The sequence below is a fragment of the Streptomyces sp. NBC_00212 genome, from assembly GCF_045206365.1.
Classification (GTDB): Bacteria; Actinomycetota; Actinomycetes; order Streptomycetales; family Streptomycetaceae; genus Streptomyces.
Genome location: NZ_CP108115.1, coordinates 2,948,229 through 2,967,637 on the forward strand (window position 1 = coordinate 2,948,229; position 19,409 = coordinate 2,967,637).

The following is a 19,409-nucleotide window of genomic DNA, read 5'->3' on the forward strand; positions in this document are numbered from 1 at the left end:
TGCACACTGCTGTGCAGTTGGCAGGTTCACACGGTGGTAGACGCGCGGTCAACAAGTCGCGCGCAAGGGATTGACGAGCTTGCTGACAGGCAGTCTCATAAGAGGCGACCGCAGGTAACCCAGCCACGAGGTGCCCCCAGCCATGACGACCATGACCGAACGCGATGCGCTCCGCGACGCACTCGGCCTGCTCAGGGACCGCGAGCAGGTCGCCGAGCGGCTGCTCGAATCGTCCGCGAAGCACTCCTTCGACCCCGACAAGGAGCTCGACTGGGACGCCCCCGTCGAGGACGGCAAGTGGTTCTGGCCGCCGGAGCTGCTCTCGCTGTACGACACCCCGCTGTGGCGGAAGATGTCCGAGGAACAGCGCATGGACCTGGCCCGCCACGAGGCCGCCTCGCTCGCCTCGCTCGGCATCTGGTTCGAGATCATCCTGATGCAGCTGCTCGTGCGGCACATCTACGACAAGTCGCTCACCAGCAACCACGTCCGGTACGCGCTCACCGAGATCGCCGACGAGTGCCGCCACTCGATGATGTTCGCCCGCATGATCAAGAAGGGCGGGGCGCCGACGTACCGGGTGCCGCGCGTCTACCACAACCTCGCCCGCGTCCTGAAGACCGTCTCCACCACGCCGGGCTCCTTCGCGGCCACCCTGCTCGGCGAGGAGATCCTGGACTGGATGCAGCGCCTGACCTTCCCGGACGAGCGCGTCCAGACCATCGTGCGCGGCGTGACCCGCATCCACGTGGTCGAGGAGGCCCGCCATGTCCGGTACGCCCGCGAGGAGTTGCGGCGCCAGATGGTGTCCGCGCCGCGCTGGGAGCGGGAGTTGACCCGGATCAGCTGCGGCGAGGCGGCCCGCGTCTTCGCCACCTGCTTCGTCAACCCGCAGGTGTACGAGAACGTCGGCCTGGACCGCCGCGAGGCCGTCGCCCAGGTGAAGGCGAGCGGCCACCGCCGCGAGGTCATGCAGAGCGGCGCGGGCCGCCTGACGGAATTCCTGGACGACATAGGCGTCATGAACGGGCTGAGCCGGCGGCTGTGGAAGAGCTCCGGACTCCTTGCCTGAACGCCGATCGCGGGGATTACGCTGCTGGTATGAGTTCACCCGCCGCCACCCCCGCGTACCGCAGGCTCAGCGTCGAGGAGCGCCGCACCCAGCTTCTCGGCGCGGCCCTCTCGCTGTTCGCGCACCGGGCGCCGGAGGACGTGTCCCTCGACGACGTGGCCGAGGCCGCCGGGGTCTCGCGGCCGCTGGTCTACCGCTACTTCCCGGGCGGCAAGCAGCAGTTGTACGAGGCGGCCCTGAGGTCGGCCGCCGACGAGCTGGAGTTGTGCTTCGCCGAGGCGCAGACCGGGCCGCTCACCCAGCGCCTCACCCGCGCCCTGGACCGCTACCTCGCCTTCGTCGACGAGCACGACGCCGGGTTCTCGGCGCTGCTCCAGGGCGGCAGCATGGCCGAGACGTCCCGTACGACGGCGATCGTCGACGAGGTGCGGCGGGCCGCGGCCGAGCAGATCCTGGTGCACCTGCGGGTGGAGAAGCCGGGCCCGCGCCTTCGGATGATGGTGCGCACCTGGATCGCGGCGGTCGAGGCCGCCTCCCTCATCTGGCTGGACGAGGACAAGCAGCCCCCGCTGCCCGAGCTGCGCGACTGGCTGGTGGACCACCTGGTGGCGCTGCTCACCGCCACGGCGGCCACCGACGAGCAGACCGCCGCCGTGGTGCGGGGGGCGTTGGCCCACGAGTCGGCCGACGGCCCGGTCGGCCTCTTGGCCCGCCGGGTGATACCCGTGGTGAGCGAGGCGGCCCACCTGCTGTGAGACTTGGGGGGTGCGAAGCGAGAACACCCTCTTTGTGGGCGGCCCCCTCGACGGGCGCGTCCTGCCGGTACTGACCGGCCATACCGGCAAGCCGCCGCAGTGGTACGAGGTGCCCGTGCCGGATCCCGACGGCGGCCCGGCGACGGTGTACGCCTACCGCCTGGAGCCGGCCGCCCACTCCAAACGGCTCGGCCTGCCGCGCGGCTGGAAGTACACCTACGTGCCCGAGGGCCGCGAGCCGCGCCGCTGGCCATGGACGAAGAAGGGCGGCGACGCAAGCCCCCGCACCGGGCTGCCGCCGCACGAGTGAGGCAAAACCCCCGTTCACTCCTCCCACCGGGATTGTCGCGCCGGTGCGTGCCACGATCCGATCCGGTAGGGCCGGACGGACCGGTTCCGGACCGGAGGTGAGCACATGTCAGCTTGCGTGCGCTCGGTGTGCGCGGCGGCCGTCGCCGTGACTCTGGCGACGGCGGTGGTGGGCCCGCTCGCGATGGCCGCGCCCCAGCCGCCCGGCGAGTCCTCGGCCGTCCAGCCCGCGCAGCCGCCCGAGGCCTCGGCCACGGCTCTCCTCACCCAGCTCCAGACGCTGTACCGGCAGACGGAGGAGGCGACCGAGGCGTACAAGAGCGCCGACGTCGAGCTGAAGCGCCGCGAGGCCGAGGAGCAGAAGCTCGCCGCCTCCCTGTCCAAGGCCCGCACCGCGCTCGCGCAGAGCCGTGGCGAAGCCGGGCGGCTGGCCCGCGAGCAGTACCAGGGCCGCAGCGAACTCTCCACGTACGTACGGCTGTTGCTGGCCCGGGACCCGCAGAGCGCCCTCGACCAGCGCCACGTCCTGGACCGCGCGGCGCGCGAGCGGCAGGCCGCGGTGGCCCGGCTCGCCCGCGGCGAACAGCGGGCGGCCGACCTCGCGCGGGCCTCGCGCCGGGCCCTCGACGAGCAGCAGGCCCTCGCCCAGCAGCAACAGCAGGCCAAGGACGATGTCGAGCTCCGCCTCAAGGAGGTGGAGAAGCTGCTCGCCGGCCTCTCCCCCGGGCAGCTCGCCGAGCTCACCCGCTTGGAGCGGCAGGGCACGGACAAGGCCCAGCAGAGCCTGCTCGCCTCGGGCGCGCTGAACGGCACGCGGGCACCTTCGCCCGAGGGCGACCGGGCGCTCGCGTACGCCGTCGACCAGATCGGCAAACCGTACGTGTGGGGCGCGGAGGGCCCCGAGTCCTACGACTGCTCGGGGCTCACCTCGCAGGCGTGGGCGCACGCCGGCCGCGCGATCCCCCGCACCAGCCAGGAGCAGTGGGCCGAGCTGCCCCACGTCCCGCTGAACGAGCTGCGCCCGGGCGACCTGGTCGTCTACTTCCCCAAGGCCACCCATGTGGCGATGTACCTGGGCGACGGCCTGGTGGTGCAGGCGCCGCGCCCCGGCGCCCTCGTCAAGGTCTCCCCCATCGCCGCGAACCCGCTGCTCGGCGCGGTCCGCCCGGACCCGGCGGCGGCCCCGCTGCCCTGGTACCACCCTCCGAAGCTCCCGGAAGGAGCGACGGAGGGGGCGGACACGGGGTACTCGGCGGACTCCAACTAGCCCTGGGCGTCTGCCACTTGGGCGAGATAGGCGGCCGTCTTCTCCGGCTCGTAGAAGAAGTCCTCGAAGTCGGCCGGGTCGTTGAAGCCGTTCGCGAACCGGTCGGCGGCGGGCTGGAGCTGGCCGGCCGCGCCGATCAGGTTCAGGACGTGCTCCGGGGGTACCCCGAGCATGGCGTTGGTCCACTTCGTCACGTGCTGGGCGGTGTCCCAGTAGCGGTCGAAGGTGGCCGTCATCCACGCCTCGTCGAACTCCGCCTCGCCGTGCTCGACGATCGAGGCGAGGTAGGAAGCCGCGCACTTGGACGCCGAGTTGGAGCCCTGGCCGGTGATCGGGTCGTTCGCCACGACGACGTCCGCGACGCCCAGGACCAGGCCGCCGCCGGGCAGCCGGCCGATCGGGTTGCGGACGGTCGGCGCGTAGCGGCCCGCCAGCGTGGCGCCCGCGTCGGTCAGCTCGGCCTTGGTGGCCCGCGCGTACTCCCAGGGCAGGAACTTCTCCATCAGCTCCAGGGTGAGCGCGAGGTGCTCGGCCGGGTCCTTCACGCCGTTGAACACGTCCAGCGGGCCGCCGGGGACGCCCTCCCAGAACAGGATGTCCGCGCGGCCCGAGGTGGTCAGGGTCGGCATCACGAACAGCTCGCCCACCCCCGGCACCAGGTTGCAGCGCACCGCGTCGAACTCGGGGTGCTCCGGGCGCGGGCCGAGCCCGTGCACGTACGAGACGGCGAGCGCACGCTGCGGCTCGGCGTACGGGGAGCGCGACGCGTCGCGGCCGAACATCGAGACGAGCTCGCCCTTGCCCGCCGAGACCAGGACCAGGTCGTAGGTGCGCGCGAAGAAGTCGAGGTCGGAGACGGCCGCGCCGTGGATGACCAGCTGGCCGCCGCGCTGCGCGAACGTCTCCATCCAGCCGGCCATCTTGACCCGCTGGTCCACGGACTGCGCGTAGCCGTCGAGCCTGCCGACCCAGTCGATGGCGCGGGAAGAGTCGGGGGCCGCGACCGAGACGCCGACGCCCTCGATGCGCGGGGCCTGGGACTCCCAGAAGTTCAGCGCGAGGTCGCGCTCGTGCTGGAGCGCGGTGTGGAACATGCACTGCGTGGACATGACCCGGCCGGACCGGATCTCGTCCGCCGTGCGGTTCGACATCAGGGTGACCTCGTACCCCTGCGCCTGCAGTCCGAGGGCCAGCTGAAGACCGGACTGGCCGGCTCCGACTATCAGTATTCTCCGCATGCGGGACCGTTCTCCGTTGAGTGCGTAGCGAGCCGTGGGGGGCGGGGTCTATTCGGGGCAGGCTTCCAGCGCGTGGCCGACCAGGCCGAGCAGGGACTCGATCACCGAGATCCGGCTGCGCGCGTCCATGACCACGACCGGGATGTGCGGCGGCACGGTGAGCGCCTCGCGCACGTCCTCGGCCTCGAAGGACTCGGTGCCCTCGAAGTGGTTCACGGCCACGATGTACGGGAGCCCGCAGCTCTCGAAGTAGTCGAGCGCGGGGAAGCAGTCCGACAGGCGGCGGGTGTCGGCGAGCACGACCGCGCCGATCGCGCCGCGCACGATGTCGTCCCACATGAACCAGAACCGCTGCTGCCCGGGCGTGCCGAACACGTACAGGACGAGGTCGTCGTCCAGGGTGATGCGGCCGAAGTCCATGGCGACGGTGGTGGTCACCTTGTCCGGGGTCGCCGACAGGTCGTCCGTGGCCTCGCTGGCCTGCGTCATCACCGCCTCGGTCTGGAGCGGGGTGATCTCGGAGACCGCCGAGACGAAGGTGGTCTTGCCCACGCCGAAGCCGCCCGCGACCACGACCTTGGTCGCGATGGGGGCCCGGCTGCGGTCCTGCTGCCAGGGGAGCAACTCCTCGTAGGGGACGAGGAGTTCAGAGGCGGCGGAGTCCACTCAGTACCCTTTCGAGCAGCGCGCGATTCGGCTGACCCGGGCCGTGCCCGGTCCCGTACACACGGATCCTTCCCTGGTCGGCCAGGTCGCTGAGCAGCACGCGCACCACGCCGAGCGGCATCTTCAGGAGCGCGGAGATCTCGGCGACCGTACGCATCGCGCGGCAGATCTCGACGATGGCCAGCATCTCCGGCATGACCCGGTGCGTGCCGCCGCCGAGCTCCTTGCGCTCCGGGGCCGCCTCGATCGCCGCGACGAACGTCTCGACGAGCAGGACATGGCCGAAGCGGGTGCGGCCACCGGTGAGCGAGTACGGGCGGACCCGCGCGGGTTTCCGGTCGGAGCCGCGCATCGGCAGCTTCGGGGCTGGCGGGGTCACTGGGCGGCCTCCATCGACTGGCGCAGCTCGCTGCGGACTTCGGGGGTCAGAACGTGTCCGGCGCGGCCCACGAAGAGCGCCATGTGGTACGCCACCACGCTCATGTCGCAGTCCGGGGTGGCGTGCACGCCGAGCAGCGAGCCGTCGCTGATGGCCATGACGAAGACGCTGCCCTCCTCCATGGCGACCATCGTCTGCTTGACGTTGCCGCCGTCCATGAGACGGGCGGCGCCGACGGTGAGGCTGCCGATGCCGGAGACGATGGTGGCGAGGTCGGCGCTGGAGCCGCGCGGGCCCTGCCGGGCGACGGTGACCTGGCGCTGCTCCGGGTCGGAGGAGAGCAGCAGCAGCCCGTCCGAGGAGACGACCGCGACGGAGATGAGCCCTGGCACCTCCTCGACCAGGTTGCCGAGCAGCCACTGCAGATTGCGGGCCTCGGTGCTCGTGCCGATGGTGCCCGTTCCGGACGCGCCGCCGGTTCCGGACCCGCCGCTGCCGGGCCTGCCGGGCCCGGTGCCGGTCGCACTCATCTGCGTACCTCCTCGACTGTCTCCCCCGTGTCCGTGTCTGCCTGCTGGTCGGTCTCTTCGAGTTCCGCCGCCACGTCGCGGCGGCCTTCCTTGGCGCCCTGCTGGAAGCCGCCGAGCCTGCGCCGCAGCGCCTCGGCGGCGTCGGTGCCGCCCTTGCGTTCCTGGGACTTGGCGGGCCCGGCCTGCACGACCTTGGGCGTGCGCTTGGGGAGGCCCTTGTCGGTGACCTTCTGCGCGGGCTCGGGTTCGGGCTCAGGTTCGGGCGCGGTCTCCGGCTCGGCGGGCCGGGGCTCGGGGAGCCGCATCTCGAAGGTCGGCTCGTCGAGCGGGACTTCGGACGGCTCCGTGGGCTCGACCGGTTCGACCGGCTCGACGGGCTCCGGCGTGACGGGCCTGGCCACCTCGCCCGAGCGCTCCGTGCGCTCCGGCAGCACATTGGAGTTGGCCTCGGCGAGCGCGCCCGGCAGCGTGAAGCGCGGGGCTCCGCCCGGCACCGGCACCATGTGCGGCGCGGCCGCCGGCGGCGTGGTCGGCAGGATCGCCTCGGGCAGCACCACGACCGCCGCGACGCCGCCCTGCTTCTGCTCGCGCAGCTCGATGCGCACGCCGTGCCGGTGCGCGAGCAGCGCCGAGACGTGCAGGCCGAGGCCGCCCGCCTCGGTGCCGGGCTCGCCGGGTTCGTACGACGCGGGGTCGGCGAGCCGCCGGTTCAGCTCGGCGCGCCGCTCGGGGGGCACGCCGATGCCCTCGTCCTGGACCGAGAGCATGATCTCGCCACCCTCCAACTGCCAGCCGGAGAGCTGCACCTGGATGTCCGGCGGGGAGAAGGAGGTGGCGTTCTCCAGAAGCTCGGCGACCAGGTGGCTCAGGTCGTCGGCGGCGAAGCCGGCGACCTGGGCGTGCGGCGGCAGGGCCTGGATGACGACGCGTTCGTACCGCTCGATCTCGCTGACCGCGGCCCGCATGACGTCGACGAGCGGGACCGGGCCCGGGTGGTTGTGGTGGTGCTCAGTGCCGGCCAGGACCAGGAGGTTCTCGCCGTGGCGCCGGATGACGGTGGCCAGGTGGTCGAGCTTGAAGAGGACCGCGAGCTGGTCCGGGTCCTGTTCGCGCTCCTCCAGGCTCTCGATGACCGCGAGCTGACGCTCAATCAGACCGAGGCTGCGCAGCCCGAGGTTGACGAAGGCGTGCTGGACGGTGCCCTCGGTGCGCTCAAGGCGGTCGGTCAACTCCCGCACCTGGGTGCGCAGTTCGTCCTTCTCGGCGGCGAGTCGGGCGAGCCGGCCGCGCTGCTTGGCGAGGTCCTCGTCAAGGCCGCCGGCCCGCGTGGACTGCTCGGCGAACTTGCCGTGCAGCTCGTTGAGGGACCGTACGACCTGGGCGAACTCGTCGTTGCGACCGGTGAAGCGCACCGGCTCCTCGGTCCCGGGCGCCTCCGCGAGCCGGGCCGAGCCGCGGCGCAGCACGGCCAGCGGGCGGGTCAGGCTGCGGGCGGTGGCGGCGGAGACGCCGATGGCGAGCAGCAGCAGCGCGCCGATCAGGCCGATGCGGATCTCAAGCGCGGTGACGTCGTCGTCCCGCAGCTGCTCGAACCGCTTGACCTGCGAGGTGGCGAGCGCGGCCTCGGCGCCGCGCATCCGGTCGATCCGGGCGGACAGCGCGGCGTTCACCACGTTCGGGTCGGTCTTGCGCTCGGACGCGCTGAGCTGGGGCTGGTCGGTGAGGCGGGTGAGGAAGCCGTCGGCGGTGTCCACCTCGGGCCCGGTGACGGTGGTGGCGAACTTGTCGCGGGCATCCGCCCCGGCGGCCTGGTCGAAGTCGGCGAGCGCGGACTGCTCGCGCACGTGCGCCTGCTGGGCGGCGGCGCTGAGCGCGTCCCGCGCCCGGCCCGCGTCGCTGTCGTCCTTCTCCTTCTGCACGTACTTGCCGGTGACCGGGTCGAGCACCTTGGAGGTCTGCCCGGGCGGCACCGAGAGCGCGCCGAGCAGCAGCCCCCGGGTGGCCGAGGCCTGCTCGACGGCCCGCCCGAGCGCACCCGGCGCCCGCACGGCCTCGGCGGCGCGCGGCGGCGTGCGGTCGGCGAGCTCGTCGGCGACGGCGAGCAGCGTGGCGATCACGTCGGAGTACGCCTTCTGCGCCTCCGGGGCCGTGCCCTTGCCGGTGAGCGCGGTGCGGCGCAGGGCGGGCACGGTGGCGAGGTCGCGCGCGAGGCCCGCGGGGGCGGTGGCGCGCAGCTCGTCGATCTGGCGGTCGACGCGGGCGGCGGGCTCCTTCAGCGCCGCGTCCTTGCCGCTGGGCCGGCCGGCCGCGACGTACTGCGTGACGCCGTCCCGCTCGTCGCCGAGCGCGTGGGCGAGGCTGACCGTCTGCTGGTCGAGCTGCGCGAGGGTGACCAGGTGCTGGGAGTCGTTAAGGTCCGCGGAGGCCGCGAACAGGGTGGGCGCACCGGCTCCGAGCACGATGAGGGAGACAACGGCGACGGAGACGACCAGGCGGCTGCGCACCCGTACGGTGCGTGCTGCGCGTGTGCCGTCGTTGCCCCGAGGCCGCTTGTTCTGCACCGGTGCTCTCAATCTTCACTCGTGTTGCCAGTCAGTCCACCAAGGAAGCCAAGGTGACGACTGGTCATGACGAGTAGTCACTGCTCGGCCACCTGAACGAGTGAACATCACTTCGGAGTTGACCATCAACTCCCGCGGAATGCCCGGCCCCGCTCGTGGTCGACGCCGGTTGGAACTTCCGCGCGGGCTTTGGCAGGATGCCCGCCCACAGCTCGGCGGAGTGGCGGATTCCTCCCGGGATCACATGGTTCTCCCCCTGGTACAGGCCAATTGACGGGCCGTCCGCCGCCCCCGCGCAGGGCATGAAGGCACCGTGAAGGCGTCGTGCAGACTGGCGGGCATGCGCATCCAGCTGGCCACCGTTCCCGGAGACCCCGCCCGCCCCAACGAGGACTGGGCCGCGACCGCCATGCCCGCCTCGGGCCTGGGCGGCCTGCTCGTCGTCCTCGACGGCGTGACGCCGCTGCCCGGCAATGGCGACTGCGTGCACGACGTGCCCTGGTTCACCGCGCGGCTCGGCGGCGCGCTGACCGAACTGTCGGCTTCACGCCGGGATATGACGCTGGCCGAGATCCTGGCCGAATCCATTCGGCGCACCGCCGACGCCCACCGCGACACGTGTGACCTTTCTCACCCGCGTACGCCCCAGGCGACGGTGGTGCTCGCGCGCTGGGACGCGGCGGAGCTGGAGTACCTCGTCCTGTCGGACTCGGCGCTGCTCCTCGAATCGTCCGACGGCACGGTGCGGGCGGTCCTGGACGACCGGCTCGACCGGGTGCCGCGCGCCTGCCTGGTCAGCGACGCGGTGGCCGACTCCCTGGTCCGCAACAAGGAGGGCGGCTTCTTCACGGCGGCGGCGGACCCGACGGTCGCCGCCCGCGCCGTGACCGGCCGCGAGCCGCTCGCCCCGCTGCGCTCCGTCCTCGCCCTGACGGACGGCGCGACCCGGTGGGTAGAGAAGTTCGGCGAGGGCTCGTGGGCGGACTGCGTCTCGCTGGTCCGGAAGGTGGGGCCGGAGGGGCTGGTCGAGCGGGTCCGGGAGCTGGAGGCGGGGGACGTGGAGCGGGTGTTCCTGCGGGGGAGCAAGCCGCATGACGATGCGACGGTCGTGGTGGTGGAGCTTTAGTTCCGCCGCGCCCGCGGGAGCGGCGGCTACCCCTCCGCGGCCGCGTTCAGCTGGTGCAGCAGCCTGGCCAGTTCCGAGATCTCCGCCCGGTCCCAGTCCGCCAGCTTGCGCACGTAGCGTTCGCGGCGGGCGTCGCGCACCCGGCCGAACCGCGCCGTGCCCTCTCCCGTGATGCGGACCAGGGAGGCGCGGCCGTCCGCCGGGTCGGGCTCTCGGGCCACCAGACCCAGGTCCTCCAGGGCGTGCAGCTGGCGGCTCATCGTCGCCTTGCCCACGCCGAAGAACCCGGCGAGTTCGGTGGCCCGCTGCGGGCCGGCCTCGTCCAGGCGCACCAGCAGTCCGTACGCCGCCGGTTCGAGATCGGGGTGGACCTCGCGGGCCATCTCGCCGGACGAGGCCCTGGCCCGCCGCAGAAAGACGGCCAGCTCGCGTTCGAGCGCGAGGAACTCCTGGTCCGGACCGTGCACATCGGCTCCCATGCCGTAGGTGTGTCGTGACGGCACAGTATTTCCCAGCATGCTGTGCGCCCGGCACGCCGAGGTGCCCGCCCCGGCCGGGAGCGGTCGTGACGCCGGAGCCAACGCGGGATGAAAGTTTCTTCCAGGCCACGCCGTTCCCGCAGCGTGTCGCCACCACCATAGGTCTGAACCAACGGCATAACCTGAAGCCTCTTTCGCGCCAGCGGTCTACGTGCGTAGCGTCGTCTCTGACATGTCCACTGCGATACGTCGGCATGTCGACCCAGGCCGTCAAGTCCCAAGCCCCACCGAGCCTTTCGGAGGCACGCAATGCCCGTGCACAGATCCGGAACGGCCCGCCGCGGACCCATTGCCGCGGCCGGGATCCTCCTCTCCTCCCTCGCCCTCGTCCTCGGCACCACCGGAACGTCGGACGCCGCCGACACCCCGGCACGCGGCTCCGCGACCCTGGGCATGGGCGTCGCCAAGCACGACGGGGTGGGCGGTCTGCCCGGCGACACCCGCGACGTGCCCGCGGTGCAGGCCGTGCAGACGGAGGGCGTCGACACCAGCAGCCACAACGGCAGCGTCGCCTGGCCCACCCTGTGGAACAGCGGCGTGAAGTGGGCCTACGTCAAGGCCACCGAGGGCACCTACTACACCAACCCCGACTTCGCCCAGCAGTACAACGGCTCGTACAACGTCGGCATGATCCGCGGCTCCTACCACTTCGCCACCCCCGACACGACGGGCGGCGCCGCGCAGGCGGACTACTTCGTGGACCACGGCGGCGGCTGGTCCCGCGACGGGCGGACGCTGCCGGGCGCGCTCGACATCGAGTGGAACCCGTACGGCGACGCCTGTTACGGCAAGTCGGCGGCCGAGATGGTCGGCTGGATCCACGACTTCGCCAACCGGTACAAGGCCCGCACCGGGCGCGACGCGGTGATCTACACCGCGGCCAGCTGGTGGAGCGAGTGCACCGGCAACTCCGCCGCCTTCGGCTCCACCAACCCGCTCTGGATCGCGCGCTACAACACCGACCCCGGCACCCTGCCGGCCGGCTGGGGCTACTACACGATGTGGCAGTACACCTCGTCCGGCCCGACGGTCGGCGACCACTCCAAGTTCAACGGGGCGTACGACCGGCTGCAGGCGCTCGCCAAGGGCTGATCCGGTCCGCGTCGCACGAGCGGGGCCCCCGGCGCTGCGTAGCCGGGGGCCCTTCCGCGTGACCGTACGGAGCACGACTCGCACATCTGACCCCATCTCGCGCGCGGCATGCGTAAGGATGGGGGGCATGCGCAGGTTGGGAGTGGTGTTCCGGGCGGTGGCCCTGGCCGCGGTCGTCGCGGTCGGCGGTGCGGGGTGCGACAGGCCCGCGGCCTCGGAGCCGCAGCCGGAGAGTTCCCCGAGCGCCGCCCCGCAGGCCGCGCAGCCCGGCACCCAGACCAGCGCCGTCCCGGCAGCGAAGGTGGCGTCGGTCGGCGTGCTGGTCAACGGCGACGGCCACTCCTGCACGGCCAGCGTGGTGGACAGCCCGCGCGGCAACGTCATCGCCACCGCCGCGCACTGCACGACCGGCGAGCCGCTCGACTCCCTGGAGTTCGCGCCGGGCTTCTCGGGGGCGGCGAAGGGGACGTACCCGTACGGGAAGTGGAAGGTGCGGGCCGTCCAGGTCGACGACGAGTGGACCTCGGAGCAGAGCGACGCGGTGGACTACGCCTTCCTGACGGTCGCGCCGGACGCGCGGGGCCGCAGCGTGCAGAGCGTGGTCGGCGCCTCGACGCCCGAGTGGGGCGCGGGCCCCGACCAGCGGGTCACCGTCGTCGGTTACCCGGAGGAGAACCACAACCCCGACAACCGGCCGGTCATGTGCACCACCGACGTCCACCGGGACCCCGACGAGCCCGCGATGATGCGCATGGAGTGCGGCGGCTTCTGGGTCGGCACGAGCGGCAGCCCCTGGCTGACCGGCTACCGGGGCCCGGACCAACCGGGCCGGATCGTCGGCGTGTTGAGCGGTGGCGACACGGACGACCAGTCGACGGCGGCCCTGTTCGACGCGAAGGCCCGCTCGGTGTACGAGCGGGCCACGCAGGCGTAGCCGTCCCTCACGCGGCTGCGGCTACCGCGACCTCCGCCGGGGAGAGCGCGATCTCCAGGACCTGGCGGACGTCCGTCACGGGGTGGACCTCCAGCTTCTCCAGGACCTCCGCCGGGACGTCGTCCAGGTCCGCCTCGTTCCGCTTGGGGATCACCACGGTCGTGATCCCGGCCCGGTGCGCGGCGAGCAGCTTCTGCTTGAGGCCGCCGATCGGCAGCACCCGGCCGGTCAGCGACACCTCACCGGTCATCGCCACGTCGGTTCGCACCTGCCGCCCCGAGAGCAGCGAGGACAGCGCGGTGACCAGCGTGATGCCGGCGCTCGGGCCGTCCTTGGGGACCGCGCCCGCCGGGAAGTGGACGTGCACGCCCCGGTCCTTCAAGTCCCCCACGGGAAGCTCCAGTTCGGCCCCGTGCGAGCGCAGGAAGCTCAGCGCGATCTGCGCGGACTCCTTCATCACGTCGCCGAGCTGACCGGTGAGGGTCAGGCCCGCCGCGCCCGTCTCCGGGTCGGCGAGGGAGGCCTCGACGAACAGGACGTCGCCGCCGGCCCCGGTGACGGCGAGGCCGGTGGCCACGCCCGGCACCGCGGTGCGCCGCTCGGCCGGGTCCTGGGCGGACTCGGGCACGTGGTGCGGGCGCCCGATCAGGCTCCGCAGCCCGTCCGGGGTGATGGTGAACGGGAGCTCCTGCTGGTCCAGTTCGTGCTGGGCGGCCACCTTGCGGAGCAGCCGGGCGATCGAGCGCTCCAGGTTCCGTACGCCCGCCTCCCGGGTGTACTCCCCCGCGAGCTTGCGCAGCGAGGCGTCTTCGAGGACGACCTCGCCGGGCTCCAGACCGGCCCGCTCCAGCTGGCGCGGCAGCAGGTGGTCCCGGGCGATGACGACCTTCTCGTCCTCGGTGTAGCCGTCGAGGCGGACCAGCTCCATGCGGTCGAGCAGCGCCTCGGGGATGGCTTCGAGGACGTTGGCGGTGGCGAGGAACACCACGTCGCTCAGGTCGAGCTCGACCTCCAGGTAGTGGTCGCGGAAGGTGTGGTTCTGCGCCGGGTCGAGGACTTCGAGCAGGGCGGCGGCCGGGTCGCCCCGGAAGTCGGAGCCCACCTTGTCGATCTCGTCGAGCAGCACGACCGGGTTCATGGACCCGGCCTCCTTGATGGCCCGTACGATCCGGCCGGGCAGGGCGCCGACGTAGGTGCGCCGGTGGCCGCGGATCTCGGCCTCGTCGCGTACGCCGCCGAGTGCGACGCGTACGAACTTGCGCCCCATGGCGTGGGCCACGGACTCGCCGAGCGAGGTCTTGCCGACGCCGGGCGGGCCGACGAGCGCCAGAACCGCGCCCCCGCGCCGCCCGCCGACCACGCCCAGGCCCCGGTCGGCGCGCCGCTTGCGCACGGCCAGGTATTCGGTGATGCGCTCCTTCACGTCCTTCAGGCCGGCGTGCTCGGCGTCGAGGATCGCGCGGGCGCCGCGGATGTCGTAGACGTCCTCGGTGGTCTCGTTCCAGGGCAGTTCGAGGACGGTGTCGAGCCAGGTGCGGATCCAGGAGCCCTCGGGCGACTGGTCGCTGGAACGCTCCAGCTTGTCGACTTCCTTGAGGGCGGCCTCGCGGACCTTCTCGGGCAGGTCGGCGGCCTCGACGCGGGCGCGGTAGTCGTCGCTCTCGTCCTCCTCGCCGCTCTCACCGTTGAGCTCGCGCAGCTCCTTGCGCACGGCATCGAGCTGGCGGCGCAGCAGGAACTCGCGCTGCTGCTTGTCCACGCCTTCCTGTACGTCCTTGGCGATGGACTCGGCGACGTCCTGCTCGGCGAGGTGCTCGCGGAGCTGCTCGGTGGCGAGCTTGAGGCGGGCGACCGGGTCGCTCGTCTCCAGGAGCTCGACCTTCTGGGCGGTGGTGAGGAACGGCGAGTAGCCGGAGTTGTCGGCGAGCGTGGAGACGCCCTCGATCTGCTGGACCCGGTCGACGACCTGCCAGGCCCCGCGCTTCTTCAGCCAGTCGGTGGCGAGCGCCTTGTACTCCTTGACCAGCTCGGTCACCTGGCCCGGCAGCGGTTCGGGCAGCGTCTCCTCGATCCGCGTGCCCTCCACCCACAGCGCGGCCCCGGGCCCGGTGGTGCCGGACCCGATCCGCACGCGGTGGCGGCCCCGGATGAGGGCGCCCGGGTCGCCGTCGGAAAGCCGGCCGACCTGCTCGACGGTCCCGAGCACACCGGTCCCGGCGTACGTTCCGTCGATCCGCGGCACGAGCAGCACCTGCGGCTTCCCCTGCTCGGGCCGCGCGGCGGCCTGCGCGGCCTCGACGGCGGCCCGCACCTCGGCATCGGACAGGTCCAGCGGAACCACCATGCCGGGCAGCACGACCTCGTCGTCGAGCGGCAGCACGGGCAGGTCGGTCGGTGTGTACGCCGTGGACTCGGTAGCCATGATCTCCCCTTCGGCAGTCAAGTTGAGCTATGCCGACTCAATGCAGCTGAGTCGAGGAATGTTCCCCGAGCGGTGTTCGCTCTGAGCGATCACCCGGTACAGGCCCTGCGACCAGGCCCGGAACGCTTCAGCCGCCCAGGGCGACGGCCGCCGCGATCGCCGGGCCGAAGGCGCCGCCGAGCTGGTAGCAGAGGTTGAACAGGCCGATCGCGGTGGAGCGCTGGGCGGCCGGCGCGGCCGTGGTCGCGTACACCGAGAGGGTCGCCTGGCCGGTACTGGTGGCGAGCAGCGCCAGCGTCGCGACCAGCAGGAGCAGCGGGGCCCAGGGGGTCAGCACGGCGGTGAGCGGGGCGAGCGCGCCGACGGCGAGCAGGATCGTCAGGACGCGCCGACGGCTCATGCGGGCCGAGGCCGCGGCGAGCGCCATGGAGAGCGCGGACCCGGCGAGCAGGGCGACCAGCTGGCCGGTCCCGATGGTGGCGGCCGACCAGTCGGTGCGGTCGCGCAGCAGCTGCGGGACGGTGAAGAGCAGCGCGAAGTACGAGGTCGCAAGCGTGCAGGCGAGCACGGCGGAGAGGACGAACGCGCGGGTGCGGAGCAGGGCCGCGGGCACGAAGCCGGTGGGGTGGGACCGGATGTGCAGGGCGAGCAGCACGGCCGTCGCCAGCGAGGCGGCCACCGCCGGGAGCGGGTAGCGCGGCACGAGCACGAGGGCCGTCACCGCCAGGACGAGGAGGGCGGCGCCCCGGCCGTCGAAGGGGGTGCTCCGCGGCGGCGCGGACAGGTCGGCGCGGCGCACGACCGCGGGCAGGGCGAGGAGGGCGACCGCGCCGACGGCCAGCGAAAGGCGCCAGGAGGCGGCGTCCGCGATCACGGACCCGAGCAGCGGGCCGACCGCGCCCAGCGCGCCGAAGCCCGCCGCGATCACGCCCATCCGCCGGACCGAGCCCGCCAGGCTCATGGCCGCGGCGATGAGGCCCGCGGCGCCCGCGGCCTGGGCGGCCCGGCCGGCCATGGCCAGGGGCAGCCAGGGCGCCGCCGCGAGGACCGCGGTGCCGGCCGCGATCAGGGCGGCGCTCACCTTGAGCATGGCGCCGAGGCCGCGGCGCCGCAGCAGGCCCGCCATCAGCGGGGTGCCCACCGCCATGGCCCAGGCGAAGACGGTCACGAGCCAGGTCGCACCGGCCGGCGAGACGCCCAGCGAGCGGGCCATGCCGGGCAGGATCAGGACGGGGCCGTTGGCGCTGGCGGCGGCCGGGGTGGCCATCAACGCCAGCCACAGGGCCGGGACTTGGCGCGGTACGGGCGCCGCGGAAGGAGCGGCGGAGGGTGTCGCCGGCGTGGCGCGGTGGGGGCGGGTCGGGGTGGGCACAGACATGGTGGACGGCTCCAGGACGTGGCGCGGCGGGGCGGGTTGGACCCCTGAGGGGCGGCCCGAGCGGTTCGGGCGGGGCGGTTCGAATGGCTCGGGCCGGGTCGGGGCCGTTCAAGCCGTGGTGACGACCTGGTCGTAGGCGAGCCGGGGTGAGCGCGGGTACCAGGCGTCCGGTCCCGGGCGGCCTATGTTCACGACCATCAGCGGGGTGTGGTCGTCGTCGAGGAACTCCTTCTGCACGCCGGGGAAGTCGAACCCGGCCATCGGCCCGGCGGCAAGCCCCGCGGCCCGCACGCCGAGGATGAAGTACGCCGCCTGGAGGGTCGCGTTGAGCGGCGCGGACTCCTCCCGGACCGTGCGGTCGGCGAAGAAGAGGTCCTTGGCCTGCGGGAAGTGCGGGAGCAGCGCCGGGAGTTCCTCGTGGAACTCGTTGTCGGCGGCGAGGATCGCGACCAGCGGGGCGGCCTCGGTCTTCGGCCGGTTGCCCTCGGCCATGAGGTCCACGAGCCGCCCGCGGGCTTCGGCGAACCGGACCAGGACCACCCGCAGCGGCGACTGGTTGTACGCGGTGGGGGCGTACTTGACCAGGTCGTACACCGCTTGGACCTGCTCTTCGCTCACCGGCTCGGGGGTGAACGTGTTGGCGGTGCGCGCCTCGCGGAAGAGGAGGTCCTGAGCGGCGGGGTGGAGGGTCAGCTCATTGGTCGGCCCGGACATCGGGTACTCCTGTCGTTCAGACTCGGCAATCTCGGTAGTGAGATAAAAGCATCTGACACTCCCAGAATCAAGTATCTCGAAACTAAGAGAACCAGAACTGATATGGTTTTGACCGAAAGAGTCGGAACCGAGAGGAGTGGTGGCCATGAGCGACGTCGTGGACAAGATCGTCGACCAGTGGAGCAAGGAGCGCCCCGAGGTCGTGGACGACCTCTGGTCGGTGCAGTTCGTCGGGCGCGTACAGCGGCTGGCCCTGGCGATCGACAAGTCGATCAAGGCGACGGCGGCCGAACACGGCCTGGACGTGGGCGAGTTCGACGTCCTCACCACGCTGAAGCGTTCCGGGCCGCCCTACGCCCTCACCGCCGGAACCTTCCTCAAGGCGTCGATGGTGTCCTCCGGCACGATCACCAACCGGGTCGACAAGATGGAGGCCAAGGGCCTGGTGGAGCGGGTGCGCGACGGGGAGGACCGGCGCACCGTCAAGATCCGCCTCACCGAGCGCGGGCACGAGGTCACCCGGGCCGCCTTCGACGACCACCTGTCGAGCCACGCGCGCCTGCTCGCCGACGTGGACCGCGAGCTGGTCGAGAAGGCCGCCGACAGCCTGCGTCAGGTACTGGAAGCCCTCGGCGACACCAGCATCAAGTAACGGAGTCCCGCCGAGGCGGGACAGGGACGATCAGAAACGGTAAGGTTCAGAAGGCAACTTCACCTATTACCAAACCCAGGGGGCGGCAATGACGTCGACGGCGGCGGCAGCACCGGATCGAGCCACCATCGGCACGCTGGTACGGGCCTGGATCGACGGCTGGATCGTTTCGCGCGGAACCTCCGACCCGATCGACCGCCCCTGGGGCTGGACGATCGACGCCGGACAGGCCAACCACGTGTCGCGCCATGTGCTGCCCGCGCCCGCCGAGGCGGACGTCCGCGCGCTGGCCGCCACGAGCGTGCCCGGAACGTGGCTGAAGCTGTTCGCCGATGACGACACCGTGCGGCCGTGGCTGACCGAGGGCTGGCAGTTCGACCAGCCCGGCTACCTGATGACGATCCCGCTGACCGTCGAACGCCCCGAAGTCCCGGCCGGCTACACCGTGACGACCTGGACCCGGGGCGGCGTGACCCGAGTCCTGGTCCGTACTACGGAGGGCCACTTCGCGGCCCGCGGCCAGATAGCCCCGACGGGCCGGACAGCGGTGGCCGACCAGATAGAAACCGCCCCCACGCACCAACGCCGAGGCCTGGCCAGCCTGGTGATGCGCACCCTGCAGAACACGGCGTACGAGGCAGGCGCGAGCACGGGAATCCTGGTCGGCACCCCGGCGGGCCGGTCCCTGTACTCGGCCTTGGGCTGGGAGACGCACTCGGCGATGGCGAGCCTGTATTTCAGGGCGACGGAGGGATAGACGGAGGGGTGAGGGCGCGACCGCCCCTCAGCCAGCCGTCGCGTTCCGCACCCGTCGTACCGCCGGCCAGCACGCCACCCCCACCAGGAGGGCCACCGGGTGGCCCCAGGCTGCCAGGGGTTCTGTCATGTCCAGCAGGTCTTCCACCAGGAGGGCGCCCACCACGGTCAGGGTCGTCCAGCGGAGCAGGGGGGTCAGCAGGCCCGTCAGGGCGCCCACCGTTGCCATCAGGCCGAAGCTGATGCCGTAGTCCAGGCGGTGCAGCGAGCTTTCGGGGAGGTGGCCGGCCAGCACCGAGAGGGCCACCGGGACCTCGGTGACCAGGGTCGCCACCACGTGGCCGAGGAGGAACACGCCCGCCGTGCGCCAGCCGCCGATCCGGCGTTCCAGCGCGGCCAGCACGAAGATGAAGACCACGGCATACGGCGAGGCGATGCCTCCCGCTATCCACAGCGCGCTCGCGAAGATCGCCAGGACCGGTGTCGTCGACAGGTGGGCCACATCCGTGCTGGACGCCTGGAGCAGGGTGTCCACCGTGTCCGGATCGCCGTAGTCGGTGTACAGCGAGGTCACCAGGAGCAGCACCGCGTAGCCGAAGGCGAACGGTGTCGTGGTCGGCGAGGGGAGCAGCCGGCCGGCCCGGGCGAGCCGGCCCCGTACGCCCGGGGCGCCGGGGGCCGGGGCGAGCGCGGGCTCCGGGTTCGGGCGCTGGGCCGGTATCGCGTCGAGCCGGGCGGGCATCGAGTCGAGCGGGGCCGTCGGCAAGGGGCCTTCCGCCGTGGCGGGACGGCGGGTTTCGAGCGGGTGCACCGGGTGAGGCCCCTCCCCCGGGACGCGGTGCTTGCGCGTCCCGAATCAAGCCACGCCCGTGATCTTCGGCCGTGTTCCGTGGTTCGTGTGCTGAGTACTGAGCGCCGAGTGCTGCGTCTTGTAACTCTGCGATCCGCGTTCCGTACTCGCTACGTCTTCCAACGGCTCACCTTCGGTGAACGACTCCTGCCCCGTCTATGGCGTGCGC

The 19,409-nt window shown here is 72.3% G+C and carries 19 protein-coding genes; 9 read left to right on the forward strand and 10 right to left on the reverse strand.

Annotated elements, in window-relative coordinates; all coding sequences use genetic code 11:
* Window positions 1-142 precede the first annotated feature (142 nt).
* The 4 genes from OHA17_RS13200 to OHA17_RS13215 all read left to right on the forward strand — a co-directional run bounded on the left by OHA17_RS13200 (window position 143) and on the right by OHA17_RS13215 (window position 3,403).
* The gene (locus OHA17_RS13200) at window positions 143-1,072 is read left to right on the forward strand and encodes a diiron oxygenase (RefSeq protein ID WP_406506797.1); all 930 of its coding nucleotides are present in this window, start codon (window positions 143-145) and stop codon (window positions 1,070-1,072) included.
* Between the two features lie 29 nt (window positions 1,073-1,101).
* Window positions 1,102-1,827 (forward strand): TetR/AcrR family transcriptional regulator, encoded by a 726-nt coding sequence (locus OHA17_RS13205; protein WP_406506799.1) that lies wholly within the window; start codon window positions 1,102-1,104, stop codon window positions 1,825-1,827.
* Between the two features lie 10 nt (window positions 1,828-1,837).
* The gene (locus OHA17_RS13210) at window positions 1,838-2,137 is read left to right on the forward strand and encodes a hypothetical protein (RefSeq protein ID WP_398876158.1); all 300 of its coding nucleotides are present in this window, start codon (window positions 1,838-1,840) and stop codon (window positions 2,135-2,137) included.
* A gap of 105 nt (window positions 2,138-2,242) precedes the next feature.
* A complete protein-coding gene (locus OHA17_RS13215) occupies window positions 2,243-3,403 on the forward strand; it encodes an NlpC/P60 family protein (protein ID WP_406506801.1) in 1,161 nt (386 codons plus the stop codon).
* On the opposite strand, the gene OHA17_RS13220 is transcribed toward OHA17_RS13215, so the two are convergent.
* From OHA17_RS13220 to OHA17_RS13240, 5 genes are read right to left on the reverse strand one after another with little or no spacing between them, the layout of a single operon-like run.
* Window positions 3,400-4,641: a styrene monooxygenase/indole monooxygenase family protein gene (locus tag OHA17_RS13220; protein WP_406506803.1), complete on the reverse strand. Its 1,242-nt coding sequence runs from the start codon at window positions 4,639-4,641 to the stop codon at window positions 3,400-3,402. The genes OHA17_RS13215 and OHA17_RS13220 overlap by 4 nt on opposite strands.
* Window positions 4,642-4,689: 48 nt before the next feature.
* Window positions 4,690-5,307, reverse strand: coding sequence for a GTP-binding protein (locus tag OHA17_RS13225; protein WP_406506805.1), 618 nt, complete (start codon window positions 5,305-5,307; stop codon window positions 4,690-4,692).
* A complete protein-coding gene (locus tag OHA17_RS13230; protein ID WP_406510705.1) occupies window positions 5,288-5,659 on the reverse strand; it encodes a DUF742 domain-containing protein in 372 nt (123 codons plus the stop codon). Before OHA17_RS13230 ends, OHA17_RS13225 begins: the two co-directional genes overlap by 20 nt.
* A 23-nt stretch (window positions 5,660-5,682) precedes the next feature.
* Window positions 5,683-6,216 carry a roadblock/LC7 domain-containing protein gene (locus tag OHA17_RS13235; protein WP_078966894.1) on the reverse strand — a complete coding sequence of 178 codons (534 nt, stop codon included), beginning with the start codon at window positions 6,214-6,216 and terminating at the stop codon, window positions 5,683-5,685.
* Window positions 6,213-8,777: a nitrate- and nitrite sensing domain-containing protein gene (locus tag OHA17_RS13240; RefSeq protein WP_406506807.1), complete on the reverse strand. Its 2,565-nt coding sequence runs from the start codon at window positions 8,775-8,777 to the stop codon at window positions 6,213-6,215. The genes OHA17_RS13235 and OHA17_RS13240 overlap by 4 nt, the downstream gene beginning before the upstream one ends.
* A gap of 340 nt (window positions 8,778-9,117) precedes the next feature.
* Between OHA17_RS13240 and OHA17_RS13245 the strand changes: the two genes are divergently transcribed.
* Window positions 9,118-9,903 carry a hypothetical protein gene (locus OHA17_RS13245; protein ID WP_406506809.1) on the forward strand — a complete coding sequence of 262 codons (786 nt, stop codon included), beginning with the start codon at window positions 9,118-9,120 and terminating at the stop codon, window positions 9,901-9,903.
* 26 nt (window positions 9,904-9,929) lie between these two features.
* Here OHA17_RS13245 and OHA17_RS13250 read toward each other — a convergent pair whose 3' ends face one another.
* A complete protein-coding gene (locus tag OHA17_RS13250; protein ID WP_107090701.1) occupies window positions 9,930-10,382 on the reverse strand; it encodes a MarR family winged helix-turn-helix transcriptional regulator in 453 nt (150 codons plus the stop codon).
* Between the two features lie 309 nt (window positions 10,383-10,691).
* On the opposite strand from OHA17_RS13250, the gene OHA17_RS13255 reads away from it, so the two are divergent.
* On the forward strand, window positions 10,692-11,534 hold the full coding sequence (locus tag OHA17_RS13255) for a lysozyme (protein WP_406506811.1): 843 nt from the start codon (window positions 10,692-10,694) through the stop codon (window positions 11,532-11,534).
* Window positions 11,535-11,661: 127 nt separating this feature from the next.
* Window positions 11,662-12,468, forward strand: coding sequence for a trypsin-like serine peptidase (locus tag OHA17_RS13260; protein ID WP_406506813.1), 807 nt, complete (start codon window positions 11,662-11,664; stop codon window positions 12,466-12,468).
* A gap of 7 nt (window positions 12,469-12,475) precedes the next feature.
* Here the strand turns inward: OHA17_RS13260 and lon are convergent, their stop codons facing one another.
* The 3 genes from lon to OHA17_RS13275 all read right to left on the reverse strand — a co-directional run bounded on the left by lon (window position 12,476) and on the right by OHA17_RS13275 (window position 16,982).
* A complete protein-coding gene (lon, locus tag OHA17_RS13265) occupies window positions 12,476-14,890 on the reverse strand; it encodes an endopeptidase La (RefSeq protein WP_053730084.1) in 2,415 nt (804 codons plus the stop codon).
* Window positions 14,891-15,017: 127 nt separating this feature from the next.
* On the reverse strand, window positions 15,018-16,268 hold the full coding sequence (locus OHA17_RS13270; protein WP_406506815.1) for an MFS transporter: 1,251 nt from the start codon (window positions 16,266-16,268) through the stop codon (window positions 15,018-15,020).
* A 108-nt stretch (window positions 16,269-16,376) separates the two neighbouring features.
* A complete protein-coding gene (locus OHA17_RS13275; RefSeq protein WP_406506817.1) occupies window positions 16,377-16,982 on the reverse strand; it encodes a malonic semialdehyde reductase in 606 nt (201 codons plus the stop codon).
* 145 nt (window positions 16,983-17,127) lie between these two features.
* Between OHA17_RS13275 and OHA17_RS13280 the strand changes: the two genes are divergently transcribed.
* Entirely contained in the window at window positions 17,128-17,634 is a 507-nt protein-coding gene (locus OHA17_RS13280) for a MarR family winged helix-turn-helix transcriptional regulator (protein ID WP_053730677.1), read from the forward strand.
* 88 nt (window positions 17,635-17,722) lie between these two features.
* Window positions 17,723-18,391 (forward strand): GNAT family N-acetyltransferase, encoded by a 669-nt coding sequence (locus OHA17_RS13285; protein WP_406506820.1) that lies wholly within the window; start codon window positions 17,723-17,725, stop codon window positions 18,389-18,391.
* 27 nt (window positions 18,392-18,418) lie between these two features.
* On the opposite strand, the gene OHA17_RS13290 is transcribed toward OHA17_RS13285, so the two are convergent.
* Entirely contained in the window at window positions 18,419-19,201 is a 783-nt protein-coding gene (locus tag OHA17_RS13290; protein WP_406506822.1) for a rhomboid-like protein, read from the reverse strand.
* Window positions 19,202-19,409 lie beyond the last annotated feature (208 nt).